The organism is Stenotrophomonas sp. WZN-1 (assembly GCF_002192255.1).
Taxonomy (GTDB): domain Bacteria; phylum Pseudomonadota; class Gammaproteobacteria; order Xanthomonadales; family Xanthomonadaceae; genus Stenotrophomonas.
This window is the reverse complement of record NZ_CP021768.1, coordinates 3945387-3957355: the sequence shown is the minus strand read 5'-3', so window position 1 is coordinate 3957355 and position 11969 is coordinate 3945387. Positions and strand designations below refer to the sequence as shown.

The window sequence follows — 11969 nt, the reverse complement described above, 5'->3', positions numbered from 1 at the left end:
AGACGGTAGCAGGTCGGCTGCGTTACTGGGCAGCCTGGATCAGCGCATCCACATCCAGCATGTGACCTGCGCGATCAGCCTTGGTGCGCAGGTAATGCTCGTTCTCGGCGGTGATCTCGCCGGTGACCGGAATGCAGTCCAGCACCTCGATGCCGGCGTTGCGCAGGCGCTGTGCCTTGGTCGGGTTGTTGCTGAGCAGGGCCACGCGCGAAATGCCCAGGCCATGCAGCATCGCCACCGCGCTGCCGTAGCGGCGCTCGTCGGCACCGAAGCCCAGCTGTGCATCGGCATCGATGGTGTCCAGACCGTCGTGCTGGTAGCCGTAGGCGCGCATCTTGGCGGCGATGCCGGTGCCGCGGCCTTCCTGGTCCAGGTACAGCAGCACACCGCCGCCCAGTTCCTTCAGTTTGCGCAGGCCGCGCCGCAGCTGGTCGCCGCAGTCGCACTTGAGTGAGCCGAACAGGTCGCCGGTCAGGCACGAGGAGTGCACGCGCACAGGCACCACCGCCGACAGGTCCGGTTCGCCGACGATGATCGCGACCTGGTCGCGCTGGGCCACGCCGCCGCGGAACACCGCGAAGGTGGTCATGCCGACGTCGCGCAGCGGCACCGGCGAGCGCGCGACCAGTTCGTAGTCGTGGGTGGCGTGGGCCGCGCCCTCGGCCAGATCGCAGAGCGCCACTTCAGCAGCGCCATTGAAGGTGCTGTCATCTGCATCCAGGCGCACGGCCACCATCGCCGGCAGCAGCAGGCCCAGGCGAGCCAGCTCCACCGCGCCGGCATCAAAGGCGTCACCGGCGCTCCAGCCGTCCGGCATCGGGCCGGGCTCGCGCAGGTAGCCCAGCGAGGGCAGGGCATCGAAGGCGACACCGGCCAGCGGCAGGCGCGCGCCTTCCGGGGCCTCCACGCCGAGCACGCGGACGCGGGTGGCGGTCAGGAACAGGTAGTGGCGTTCGCGTGCGGCAGCGGCGAAGGCAGCGAAGCTGCTGGCGGTGGCGCTGTCCAGGGCGATCACCGCCAGGCGCTGGCCCTGGCCATCGTGGAGCAGCACCGGGCGGCCGGCACGCAGTTCGGCCACCGCGCGTTCGCAGCGGATCGCGGCGGGGTCGCCGAACAGGGAAGAGGCAGCAGGCATGGCAGGACCGGGGGAGGCGGACATCGCAGTCTCTATGGGGGCGCCGGCGTCGTATTCAACGTGGTGCGGCTGCTGGTCGCAGGGGTCGGGGACCTGGGTGGAGCAGCCGTCAGTGCGGATGTTCTTCGGTCGCGTAGGGGTCTTCCTCGCCGCTGCCCGGTGGCCGCAGCGTGTAGCGCTTGTAGGTCCACTGGTACTGCGCCGGGTCGCGGCGGGCGATGCGCTCGATGCCGGCATTGAGGGCGGTCGCCGCCACCTGCGGGTCCGGGTCGGCCACGGCCGGGTCGGTCGGCTCGATGTGCAGGGCGAATTCCATGTCCGGCCCGATGCGCTCGCACCAGCCATACAGCACGGTGGCGCCGGTGCGCTCGGCCAGCCGGTTGACCAGGGTCATGGTCAGCGCCTGCACGCCGAAGAACGGCACGAACACGCCATCGCCGGCCTTGGGCTGCTGGTCGGGCAGGATGCCGGTGGCGCCGCCGTCCTTGAGTACCTTGAACAGCTGGCGCACAGCCGGGCCCTCGGCGCGCACCTGCTGCACGTTCTGGCCGCCCCGCACCAGCTGCAGGAAGGCATCGCTGGCCTCGTCCTCTGGTGGCTTGTAGACGATGGCGATCTGCCCGCGCGAGGCCAGCCACTGGTTCAGCAGCTCCCAGTTGCCGAAGTGCGGCGCGGCCACGATCACGCCTTTGCCGCTGGCCAGGGCTGCGTCGTACAGGGCCTCGCCGTGGCGCTGCTTCAGGTGCAGGCGCAGGTTGTCGGCCGGTTGCTGGCTCCACAGGCGCAGGGTCTCGATGGCCTGCAGCGCGGTGGAGCGCAGCAGTTCGCGGTGCAGGCGGTCGCGTGCAGGACCGTCCAGCTCCGGGTAGGCCAGTTCCAGGTTGCGCCGGGTGACGCGGCTCTCACGGGCGTTGAGACGGACCCACGTCCACGCCAGGGCGTGCGCGAACCCTCGCAGCAGCGGCCAGGGCAGGCGGGCGAACAGGGTGGTGGCGCGGTAGACCAGCCGGGCTTTGCGTTGCGGATTCATCGGCGCCAGTTTAGCCAAGGGCGCTGCTATCGTGGCCGGCCCCGTTCATTGGAAGCCCACGATGCTCCTCCTGATCCAGCGTGTCAGCCAGGCCGCCGTTCATGTCGATGATGAAGCGGTGGGCCAGATCGGCCCCGGCCTGCTGGCCCTGGTCGGCATGGAGCCGGGCGACACCGAGGCCCAGCTGCAGCGGATGGCCGAGCGCCTGCTGGGCTATCGGGTGTTCGCCGACGAGGCCGGAAAGATGAACCGGTCGCTGCGCGACACCGGCGGCGGCCTGTTGCTGGTCAGCCAGTTCACCTTGGCTGCCGATACCCGTTCGGGCATGCGGCCCAGCTTCACCAGCGCCGCGCCGCCGGACGAGGCTGAACGCGGGTTCAATCGATTTGTCGACATCTGCCGTGAAAATCACGCGCCCGGGGTGGAAACGGGCCGGTTTGGTGCCCATATGGTCGTCAGCCTGGTCAATGACGGTCCCGTGACCTTCCTTCTCAGGCCCTGAGCCTGCGGGACCACCGCCCGGCAGGCAGGGCCCCGGGCTGGTATAATGCTACGTTCCCTATTTCTCCCTAGCCGGTGGCGCGAGCACTACATGGCCAACGAACGTCCTGCCCAATCCGAAATCAAGCAACTGATCAGCAAGGGCCTGGAACAGGGCTACCTGACCTACGCCGAAGTCAATGACCATCTGCCGGACGACATGGTCGACCCGGAACAGATCGAAGACATCATCGGCATGATCAACGGCATGGGCATCGATGTCCATGAAGTTGCGCCGGATGTGGAAACCCTGCTTCTCAACGACGGCAACACCGGTAACCGCGAAGTCGATGACACCGCGGCCGAAGAAGCCGCCGCCGCGCTGAGCGCGCTCGACACCGAAGGTGGCCGTACCACCGACCCGGTGCGCATGTACATGCGCGAAATGGGCACCGTCGAGCTGCTGACCCGCGAAGGCGAAATCGCCATCGCCAAGCGCATCGAGGAAGGCCTTTCGCAGGTCCAGGCCGCCCTCGGCCAGTTCCCGGTTTCGGTCGAGTCGCTGCTGACCGACTACGAAGCCCACAAGGAAGGCAAGAAGCGCCTGGCCGAAGTGATCGTCGGTTTCAACGACCTTGCCGACGAAGAGCCGGCGCCGCCGGCGGCCGCTGCCGATGACAGCAGCGATGCCGACGCCGAAGGCGACGAGGACGAGGACGATGATGTCGAGGGTGGCGAGGAAGAAGCCGCACCGACCGGTCCGGACCCGGAGGAAGTCGCTGCGCGCATGCAGGCGCTGAGCGATGCCTTCAACGCCTTCAGGAAGGCCGCGACCAAGGGCGACAAGAAGAACCTGCCGCGCCTGCGCGAAGAGATGTCGGCGGTGTTCGTCACCCTGAAGCTGCCGCTGCCGCTGACCGACGTGCTGACCAAGCAGCTGCGCGACACCATGGCGTCGATCAAGGCCCATGAGCGCCGCGTGCTGAACCTGGCCACCGTCACCGCACGCATGCCGCGCAAGGACTTCATCCGCTCCTGGGAAGGCAACCAGACCAATCTGGAGTGGGTGGAAGACGCACTGAAGCGCAAGCAGAAGTGGTCTTCGGCCCTGCGCGAAGTGAAGGACCAGATCATCGCCGAACAGCAGGCGACGATCGACATCGAGAAGCTGACCCAGCTGGACCTGGAAGAGCTGAAGGAAATCAGCCGTGCCATGGCCTACGGCGAAGCCAAGGCGCGCAAGGCCAAGAAAGAAATGGTCGAGGCCAACCTGCGCCTGGTGATCTCGATCGCCAAGAAGTACACCAACCGTGGCCTGCAGTTCCTCGACCTGATCCAGGAAGGCAACATCGGCCTGATGAAGGCCGTGGACAAGTTCGAGTACCGCCGCGGTTACAAGTTCTCGACCTACGCGACCTGGTGGATCCGCCAGGCGATCACCCGCTCGATCGCCGACCAGGCGCGCACCATCCGTATTCCGGTGCACATGATCGAGACGATCAACAAGTTGAACCGCATTTCCCGCCAGATGCTCCAGCAGTACGGCCGCGAGGCTACGCCGGAGGAGCTGGCCAAGGAAATGGACATGCCGGAAGACAAGATCCGCAAGGTGATGAAGATCGCCAAGGAGCCGATCTCGATGGAAACCCCGATCGGCGACGACGAGGATTCCCATCTGGGCGACTTCATCGAGGACACCAACGTGGAGTCCCCGATCGAGAACACCACCAACATCAACTTGTCTGAAACCGTGCGCGACGTGCTGGCCGGCCTCACCCCGAGGGAGGCCAAGGTGCTGCGCATGCGCTTCGGCATCGACATGAACACCGACCACACGCTGGAAGAGGTCGGCAAGCAATTCGATGTGACCCGCGAGCGCATCCGCCAGATCGAAGCGAAGGCGCTGCGCAAGCTGCGTCACCCGAGCCGCTCGGAGCAGCTGCGCAGCTTCCTGGATATCGATTGATATCTGGCGGCTGTTGAAGCGTTGAGAGAAGCCCCGCCTGGTGCGGGGTTTTTCTTTGGTGGGTGCCTGTGCTTTGCCCGCGCTTCTGTAGAGCCGGGCCATGTTCGGCTGCTGTTCGCGATGACGTATCCGGAAGATCTTCTCAACGAGTGTCGGTTGCTTGCCGCACCTTGTGACGCAACTGGCCTGAGAATTGTTGAACCCTTCGCCGCGATTCATCGTCGCAGGAGACCGTCACCCGGCCGAAGTCCAAGTGGCTCAACGATCCAAGTACCCAGCTTCGAGTGCTGCGCGCAGACGCTGTCGCAATCGCCAATTGAAGCCACTACCTTCGCTTCCACACAGTCCCCCTCAGGTGCTCAACACACCTTCGTAGGCGGACTGTCTGCCGCAACAGCAGGCAATCCAAGGTCAAACCGCATCACTCGCCATCCCGGTGAGCCCAAGGGTTTCTGGCCGGGTGGCGCGCAGCCATACAAGACCCCGCAAGGGGAAAAGCTGCGGGCGGCCCTACGACCGTGTTGAAGCACCCGGTCGCCTCTCTCAACAGGAGGCGCAACAGGTTCGACAAATCGTAGGAGAGCGAGCATGGAATTGAAGATGGTTGTTGATGCGTGCGGCAGGGATGGATTGGATGCGCGCGACTGCGACTTCCCGCCGTTGTTGGACTGGGACGATGTGATGCGAGATGAGCGCAATGACCCGCTGGGATTCGCTCGCAGAGCAACCCTGGGGTTGCTGACGCAGTCGGGGGGCTGGATTGCTTGCGGGCTTCAGTGGCGACAACCAGCGGGGTCTGGAGGAATTCAGAAGGATGGTCGCGTTGTTCCACGCATACCTGAGGCGGCAGGTATGGCTCGCGGAAGCGGCGGAGAGGCGGCTGGGGCGTATTTCGGAGGCTCTTGCCGCCGCTGGGTAGCCGATCGAGCGCGGCCTCCACTACACTGTGACGCTGCGCCGGGCCTATAGCTCAACGGTTAGAGCAGGGGACTCATAATCCCTTGGTTCCAGGTTCGAATCCTGGTGGGCCCACCATCGAATCAGGCACTTAAGATCATCCGCAGTGCCTTCTTCGTCAAGCCAGCGCCGCTCGGTGACCGTTTACGCCCCGCTACCGTTGCAGTTGGTCGCGGGCTGCCCCTGCGTCCTAGAGCGTTCACGGCGAAGCGCTCCTGGGTGCGCGAATCCAACGCCTTCAACCTTGTGCTTGGGCGGGAAGATGCCCTTCTCTATCCCGCGATGGATGTCGATGGGCCTCCTGAGCCGGCATGGCAGGTGCAGGGTGAGCGCTAAAGGGAAGGGCCGGCCGCCTCAAGACTCAAGCGGACATTCTCGATGGAACTGCTCGTGGGCACCGGCGCAGGTGGCTCAGGGATTCCGTACCCGGCTGAAGTGCGCGATTATCTGCCCGCGGGACTTCCGCAACCCTACATTGCGTTCCAGCCTTTCCAAACGAATAGAGTCCAGGGGGATCTATGCTTCGTTTAGTGATTGCTGTAGCCGTGGTGCTGTTGCTCGTCACTCCTACCCGAGCCCAGCCCGGGCCAGTGTGGTTCCAGGTCAACATGAGCTGCACCTACACACCCGTTCAAGCGCGATGTGTGATCGTCAACAGCAGCAGCCTGCCCATGTATTGTGACCTGCGCGCAGATGCCAAGCTGATCACGGGCCATTTCCTGTATGCGTACATGAAAGACTGGGTTCAACCGCAGGATTGGCGCCACGTGTTCGTGCACTCGAATCCGCCGAATCCGCCGATACAGGCCGTGGTGGGTGGCGGGATGTGCCGGCACTAGCGCATCGGGGCCATTGATGCGATTGACGCAATCAGAGGCAACAATGGCCCCGTCCGCTTGGATGTTTGCAAGCGCGATTGAGTGCATGCAAGGATCGGGCGCGTCCAGCGAGCGCGATGGCGATACGCCGAAAGCGGGTGCATTCCAGGTTCTACTGGAGTGGACATCCAGAATGGGCGGAGCGATCAGTGGAGCATGAGGCCGAGTACGATCCGCTCCAGGAGACGCGCGGCGGATACGCCGATGGGCTCCTGTGCAGACGGTGGTTGTGCAGAAGGTGGCAAGATGCGACATCCGCCGACCCGTACGACAAGGAGCCCGCATGAAGCGCATGGCCTGCACGATCGTCGTCCTGACCGCGCTTTCGGCATTGCCGACCGCCGCGGCAGAGCCTTCCGAATCACCCAAGCGTCCATCTGTTGAAACCCTGCAACGCCTGATTGTCGACAGGGCACCGCAGACGCGCGTGGAAACACCCGACCACGAGCGCATCACTGCACGGCGCATCGACATCGTCGATGACACGGGCGTGATCCGCATGACGCTGTCCGGCAAGACGCCGGCGCCGATCATCGATGGCCTGCAGTACAAGCGCGCCTTCAACGTGGCCGGCATGGTGCTGTATGACGATAAGGGCAGCGAGCGGGGTGGTTTCGGTACTGCCGATGTTGACGGTGGGATGGCGGTGCTGGCACTGGATCATCCGGCGATGGATGCGATCGGCTGGCGGGTATCGCCGGACGGCGCGGTGAGCTTTTCGATCAACCAGGCGCCGAAGCTGATCCGCGAGCCTGCACTGGGTAACAAGCTGATTCCCGGCGTACAGGCACCGACCCGAATCGGCCTGATGGTCGGCTCTGACGGTACGCCGGCCATCGCGTTGAATGACAAGGCCGACCGTACGCGGTTGCGGCTGACCGTCACTGCGGAAGGATATGGTGCGATCGAGTTTCTGGATGCGCAGGGCAAGGTGATCCACACGCTGGCGCCAGAGGCCGAACTTCGCCGCTAGCGCGTGCACAGTACGGATCCAGGCTTACCCGCGCCGCCCACGCCCATCAATGCTGTAGCGCCCGGCTCCGGTGCAGGCCAGCAGCAGGAACCCGCCGGCCAGCCCCAGGTTCTTCAGGAACATGATCTGCTGGGTCTGGTCGGCGAGGTCGTGGTGGAAGATGAAAGCTGTGACCAGGCTGAAACCCACCAGCACGACCGACACCAGCCGGGTCTGGAAGCCGAGCAGGATGCACAGGCCACTGCCGATCTCGAAGGCGATGGTTGGCCACAGCAGGATGCCGGGCACGCCCATGGCTTCCATATAGGCCTGGGTGCCGCTGAGGTCGCCGAGCTTGCCCAGCCCGGACACCAGGAACAGCGCCATCAGCAGGACGCGTGCAAGCAGGTAGGCGAGCGAATGCGATGAGGTGCTCACAGGAATGTCCTCGGATGGCCGACGAAGGCGATCGGAGCCCACCGGCAGTGAAGCCCGTGTCTACGCGGGGGCAGGCCGCCTTGACAGGCGACGCGCGGCAGTAGACCTTTCCAGCATGACGATCGATATTGAATCGCTCAGCCTGCGGGAGCTGGGCGCCCTGGTGGTTGCCGCTGAACAGCGGAAGCAGCTGATTTCCAACCGCCGTCCTGCTAGCGCGGTGCGGCGTATGCTGAAAGCCGCCGCGGCCGAAGCGGGGTATACCCTCGAAGAACTCTTTGGCGATGAAGCCATCGAAGCGGCCGCACCCAGCCGGAAACCGGCACGGCGCAGAACGGGGAAAGTAGCCGCCAAATACCGTGACCCGGAGTACAAGCGACTGACCTGGTCCGGCCGTGGGCGCATGCCGCGCTGGCTGGCCTCCAAGGTCCAGAAGGGCCACAAGGTCACCGACTTCCTGATTCCCGGCCTGGCCCGGCCGACGGCGCGCAAGAGCAGCCCGATCGGCAAGCGCACGGTGTTCAAGAAGGATTGAGCCTGTCACGCTGCTACCCTGCCGGAGTCTTTGAACGAAGGAGCGCGGGATGGCACACGACGGCAGCATGACGGTCTCGCCCAGAGTCCTCTACATCGCGGCAGGCGCTGCGGTGCTGGTCAGCGTGCTGGCCTGGGCGGTGGAATGGAGCGGGATGGCTTATGTCTGCCCGTACTGCCGCGTGCAGCGCACGGGCATCGGCGTGCTGGGCCTGCTGACGCTGTTCGCGCGCCCGGGCGGTCTCATCGTGCCCTGGTTGTCCTACACCGCAGGTGGGTTCGCGTTCGTGGTCGCGGCGATGCAGCACTTCAACGGCTGGAAGCGCATTTCCGCCGGCGACTTCAGCTTCAATGCACAGTGGTACATCGATCCATGGTTGCTGTCAGGCTGCGCGATGCTGATCCTGGTGGCGCAGCTGATGCTGGTGCAGGCCGCTTGCCGGCGTGGTCTGCGCTGAGGCTGCCCACAGGGCGTAGCATCAGGCATTCTGGAACACCGCCAGCTGCGCAGCGAAGGCGCGCTGGTAGGCAGGACGTTGCGTCGCCTGGTTCATATAGGCGACCACGCGTGGATACTCGTCGAGCAGGCCACTGCTCTTCAGGCGCAGCAGTACCGAGACCATCATCAGGTCGCCCACGCTGAACTCGCCGTCCAGCCATTCCGCCTTGGCCAGCCACGTCGACAGCTGCGCCAGCCGCGTCCGGACCCGCTCATCGAGCATCACCTGCCGCTGCCCATACCAGGGTTGCTCGCGCTCCAGCACCCAGGCCATCGAGCGCTCGACGATGGGTGGCTCCACCGTGTTCAGCGCGCCGAACAGCCACATGATCGCGCGCATGCGGGCGTCCGGGTCGCTGGGCAGCAGGCCGCGATGCTGTTCAGCCAGATGCAGCACGATCGCGCCGGATTCGAACAGTGTTCGGTCGCCCTCCTGCCAGGTGGGAATCTGCCCGAACGGATTCCGTGCCAGGTGCGCGGGCTGCTTCAGCTCGGCGAAGCTGAGCAGTTGCACGTCATAGGCTACGGCCAGTTCCTCCAGCGCCCAGCGCACGCGCATGTCACGGGCCAGGCCCTGGCCGCGGTCCGGGGAAGTGGCGAATGCAGTGAGGATCGGGCGCATCGGGATACTCCTGCGGGCCGAAGGGCCCGCCTTTTCCCTTTCGACGAACGAAGGGGCGGGAAATCGACAGCCTTCCCGGGCCACCGGGCGATACACTGTCCATTACCTGTCAACCCTGTACCTTCCCATGTGGCAGCGCCGCGCCTCCCTGGCCGAACTGCAGCAGCAACGCGATGTGCTCCAGGCTGAAATGGATGCGGACGCTCTGCGGCTGGTGTCGCAGCTTCCGCCGGATGACCTCGTGGCGGCGCTGATGCCGCAGGCGCGCCGCCTGCAGGAACTCCATCAGCAGATCATGCGGGCTACACCGCCACGCGAACTGATGAAACGCCTGCAAGCGCTTGAACGGCAGCTGCTCGAGCCCGGTGCACAGAGCGCTGGCGTGCGGCAGGGGCTGGAAAGTGAACTGCGCGACCTGCGTCTGTACTTCGGCAATCCGCGCCGTCGCCCATTGACGGCGAAGGTGCTACTGATCCTGTTGGCCGGCGTTGCGGCAGCGTTGTTGCTGCCGAAGCTGCTCGTGGACCTGCTGGTCGCTCTCTAGGCCTTCCTCACCCCGCTCGATGCAGCTTCCGATACTGGTCGGGCGTGCACTGCGCATGCCGCTTGAACATCTCGGCGAAGGCGCTGACCCCTGAGTAGCCCAGCTCCTCGGCGATGCGGCTGATCGGCCGTCGCGTGCACAACGCTTCGGTGGCCCTGACGAAGCGCATCCGCCCGCGCCAGTCACCCAACGACATGCCCAGCTCGCTGCGCGCCAGGCGCTCCAGTTTGCGCACGCTCATGTGGTGCCGTTGCGCGATGTCGGCGACCGTTTCGGCGGCGTGCAGATGCTTTTCCATGTATGTCATCACCTGCTTCAATGCGTCGCTGCTGGCGATCGGCAGGAAGCTGGGCAGTACGGCGGCGTTGACGATCTGGTCGATCACTACGGCCGCCATGCGGCGTTGTGCCGGTGATTGCGGATCAGTCACGCCCTGGCGCGCCAGTTCGTGCAGCAGTTCGCGCAGAAGGGGCGTGACCTCCAGCGCCCGGCACCGCGCGGGCAAGCGGCGCGACAACGCTGGCGACAGGTAAGCCGATCGATAGGCCAGCACCGAGCGGTTGCGCGAGTAATGGGCCACGCCGGGTGGAATCCAGAGCGCATAGTGCGGCGGGGACACCATCCACTCGCCCTCGATCTTCATTTCCATCACGCCCTGCGCAACGAAGTTGAACTGCCCCCAGGGGTGGCTGTGCGTACCCCAGTCGGTGGGTTCCATCGCACCCTGCCGAAAGTAGATCGGGCCGGGCAGCTGGCGGAAGGTGGGAATGGGCTCCATCGGTTGCCGCAAGCCCGGGTCGGAGTGGCGCATTTTCGGGATGTCCTTGATATGCGCCAAGCGTACGCTGGCCCTTCCCCTGCGTACACCCGCCGTTGTGAACTATCTCTTCCCGATCTTCGCCTGCCTGCTATGGGGCGCCAATACTATCGTCACCAAGCTCGCCTCGGGCTCGGTCGGCCCCATCGACATCGGCTTCTTCCGCTGGCTGGTTGCTGCCGCTGTCCTGTTGCCGTTCGCACTGCCGAAACTGCGCCACAACCTGCAGACCGTGCGTGCCAACCTCGGGCGCTTCCTGGTGCTGGGCTGCCTGGGCGGAGTGATGTACCAGTGCCTGGCGTACTACGCGGCTCATTTCACTTCGGCCACCAACATGGGCGTGATACAGGCGCTGATTCCGCTGATCGCGCTGGCGCTGTCACGCGTGTTCATGGGCCACCCGGTGCGTGGCGCCGCTATCATCGGTGCGTTGATCTCCACGGCCGGCGTGGTGGCGGTGGTATCGCAGGGCGACCTGGCACGGCTGGCGGCGCTTGGCCTGAACCGCGGCGATGCGATCATGCTGATCGGTGCGTTGGCCTTTGCCGCCTACAACGTGCTGATGCAGCGCTGGAAGATTCCGCTGTCGATGCTGGAGTCGCTGTTCCTGCAGGCCACGGCGGCGTCGCTGATCCTGCTGCCAGTACAGCTGATGGCCGGCACCGGGGTGAACAACCTGACCGCGGTGGGCTGTATCGGTTTCGCTGCGGTGTGCGCATCGATCCTGGCGCCGCTGACCTGGATGACGGGGCTTGCGCGGCTGGGAGCCGCACGTGTATCCGGCTTCTTCAACCTGGTGCCGATCGTGACCGCTGCACTAGCCGTGCTGCTGCTGGGCGAATCGCTCAGTGGCTGGGTATTGGCCGGCGGCGTGCTCGCAGTGTCCGGTGTGGTATTCGCCGAGTACAGCGCCAAGCGTGCGACGGTTGTGAGTGAGGCCGAACCGGTGTGATGCTCCACCTCCCGCGACGGCGCTGTCTGTGAATGCGGCGTCTTCGCGTGCCTGCGGCGGCCGCCCTACACGGGGAGTGCACGTGCCGTCCACGTTGTGCGATGCGCTTACGCTTCAGTCTGGCAGCTCCTTTCCCGGCACACACAGGAGGCCGCCGATGAACAC

Annotated in this window: 13 protein-coding genes and 1 tRNA gene; 9 read left to right on the top strand and 5 right to left on the bottom strand. The window is 65.2% G+C overall.

Annotated features, from left to right (window positions below; genetic code table 11):
- Positions 1 to 22: 22 nt before the first annotated feature.
- Together ribA and CCR98_RS18465 are read right to left on the bottom strand one after the other, a co-directional pair.
- Positions 23 to 1159, bottom strand: coding sequence for a GTP cyclohydrolase II RibA (ribA, locus tag CCR98_RS18470; protein WP_087923736.1), 1137 nt, complete (start codon positions 1157 to 1159; stop codon positions 23 to 25).
- An 85-nt stretch (positions 1160 to 1244) separates the two neighbouring features.
- Positions 1245 to 2165, bottom strand: a complete 921-nt coding sequence (locus CCR98_RS18465; protein ID WP_087923735.1) for a lauroyl acyltransferase — start codon at positions 2163 to 2165, stop codon at positions 1245 to 1247.
- A gap of 61 nt (positions 2166 to 2226) precedes the next feature.
- Here CCR98_RS18465 and dtd point away from each other — a divergent pair, with 61 nt between their 5' ends.
- The 5 genes from dtd to CCR98_RS18435 all read left to right on the top strand — a co-directional run bounded on the left by dtd (position 2227) and on the right by CCR98_RS18435 (position 7419).
- A complete protein-coding gene (gene dtd, locus CCR98_RS18460; RefSeq protein ID WP_087923734.1) occupies positions 2227 to 2667 on the top strand; it encodes a D-aminoacyl-tRNA deacylase in 441 nt (146 codons plus the stop codon).
- Positions 2668 to 2757: 90 nt separating this feature from the next.
- A complete protein-coding gene (gene rpoD, locus CCR98_RS18455; protein WP_087923733.1) occupies positions 2758 to 4611 on the top strand; it encodes an RNA polymerase sigma factor RpoD in 1854 nt (617 codons plus the stop codon).
- Between the two features lie 959 nt (positions 4612 to 5570).
- A tRNA-Ile gene (locus CCR98_RS18445) sits at positions 5571 to 5646 on the top strand.
- A gap of 467 nt (positions 5647 to 6113) precedes the next feature.
- Positions 6114 to 6407 (top strand): hypothetical protein, encoded by a 294-nt coding sequence (locus CCR98_RS18440; protein ID WP_157721546.1) that lies wholly within the window; start codon positions 6114 to 6116, stop codon positions 6405 to 6407.
- 322 nt (positions 6408 to 6729) lie between these two features.
- The gene (locus CCR98_RS18435; RefSeq protein ID WP_087923731.1) at positions 6730 to 7419 is read left to right on the top strand and encodes a hypothetical protein; all 690 of its coding nucleotides are present in this window, start codon (positions 6730 to 6732) and stop codon (positions 7417 to 7419) included.
- 24 nt (positions 7420 to 7443) lie between these two features.
- Here CCR98_RS18435 and CCR98_RS18430 read toward each other — a convergent pair whose 3' ends face one another.
- Entirely contained in the window at positions 7444 to 7836 is a 393-nt protein-coding gene (locus CCR98_RS18430) for a DoxX family protein (protein ID WP_087923730.1), read from the bottom strand.
- A 115-nt stretch (positions 7837 to 7951) separates the two neighbouring features.
- On the opposite strand from CCR98_RS18430, the gene CCR98_RS18425 reads away from it, so the two are divergent.
- Together CCR98_RS18425 and CCR98_RS18420 are read left to right on the top strand one after the other, a co-directional pair.
- A complete protein-coding gene (locus CCR98_RS18425; protein ID WP_087923729.1) occupies positions 7952 to 8371 on the top strand; it encodes an H-NS histone family protein in 420 nt (139 codons plus the stop codon).
- 49 nt (positions 8372 to 8420) lie between these two features.
- Positions 8421 to 8828, top strand: a complete 408-nt coding sequence (locus tag CCR98_RS18420; protein WP_087923728.1) for a hypothetical protein — start codon at positions 8421 to 8423, stop codon at positions 8826 to 8828.
- Between the two features lie 21 nt (positions 8829 to 8849).
- Here CCR98_RS18420 and CCR98_RS18415 read toward each other — a convergent pair whose 3' ends face one another.
- Positions 8850 to 9491, bottom strand: coding sequence for a glutathione S-transferase family protein (locus CCR98_RS18415; protein WP_087923727.1), 642 nt, complete (start codon positions 9489 to 9491; stop codon positions 8850 to 8852).
- A gap of 127 nt (positions 9492 to 9618) precedes the next feature.
- Here CCR98_RS18415 and CCR98_RS18410 point away from each other — a divergent pair, with 127 nt between their 5' ends.
- Positions 9619 to 10035, top strand: coding sequence for a hypothetical protein (locus CCR98_RS18410; protein ID WP_087923726.1), 417 nt, complete (start codon positions 9619 to 9621; stop codon positions 10033 to 10035).
- Between the two features lie 7 nt (positions 10036 to 10042).
- On the opposite strand, the gene CCR98_RS18405 is transcribed toward CCR98_RS18410, so the two are convergent.
- Positions 10043 to 10846 carry a helix-turn-helix transcriptional regulator gene (locus CCR98_RS18405; RefSeq protein WP_087923725.1) on the bottom strand — a complete coding sequence of 268 codons (804 nt, stop codon included), beginning with the start codon at positions 10844 to 10846 and terminating at the stop codon, positions 10043 to 10045.
- A gap of 7 nt (positions 10847 to 10853) precedes the next feature.
- On the opposite strand from CCR98_RS18405, the gene CCR98_RS18400 reads away from it, so the two are divergent.
- Positions 10854 to 11804 carry a DMT family transporter gene (locus tag CCR98_RS18400; protein ID WP_198361032.1) on the top strand — a complete coding sequence of 317 codons (951 nt, stop codon included), beginning with the start codon at positions 10854 to 10856 and terminating at the stop codon, positions 11802 to 11804.
- The last annotated feature ends 165 nt before the right edge of the window (positions 11805 to 11969 follow it).

Coding starts and splice junctions, on each gene's coding strand:
- ribA (WP_087923736.1), bottom strand. CDS start 1,159: ATGTCCGCCTCCCCCGGTCCTGCCATGCCTGCTGCCTCTTCCCTGTTC.
- dtd (WP_087923734.1), top strand. CDS start 2,227: ATGCTCCTCCTGATCCAGCGTGTCAGCCAGGCCGCCGTTCATGTCGAT.
- CCR98_RS18410 (WP_087923726.1), top strand. CDS start 9,619: ATGTGGCAGCGCCGCGCCTCCCTGGCCGAACTGCAGCAGCAACGCGAT.
- CCR98_RS18465 (WP_087923735.1), bottom strand. CDS start 2,165: ATGAATCCGCAACGCAAAGCCCGGCTGGTCTACCGCGCCACCACCCTG.
- rpoD (WP_087923733.1), top strand. CDS start 2,758: ATGGCCAACGAACGTCCTGCCCAATCCGAAATCAAGCAACTGATCAGC.
- CCR98_RS18435 (WP_087923731.1), top strand. CDS start 6,730: ATGAAGCGCATGGCCTGCACGATCGTCGTCCTGACCGCGCTTTCGGCA.
- CCR98_RS18415 (WP_087923727.1), bottom strand. CDS start 9,491: ATGCGCCCGATCCTCACTGCATTCGCCACTTCCCCGGACCGCGGCCAG.
- CCR98_RS18425 (WP_087923729.1), top strand. CDS start 7,952: ATGACGATCGATATTGAATCGCTCAGCCTGCGGGAGCTGGGCGCCCTG.
- CCR98_RS18400 (WP_198361032.1), top strand. CDS start 10,854: ATGTCCTTGATATGCGCCAAGCGTACGCTGGCCCTTCCCCTGCGTACA.
- CCR98_RS18405 (WP_087923725.1), bottom strand. CDS start 10,846: ATGCGCCACTCCGACCCGGGCTTGCGGCAACCGATGGAGCCCATTCCC.
- CCR98_RS18420 (WP_087923728.1), top strand. CDS start 8,421: ATGGCACACGACGGCAGCATGACGGTCTCGCCCAGAGTCCTCTACATC.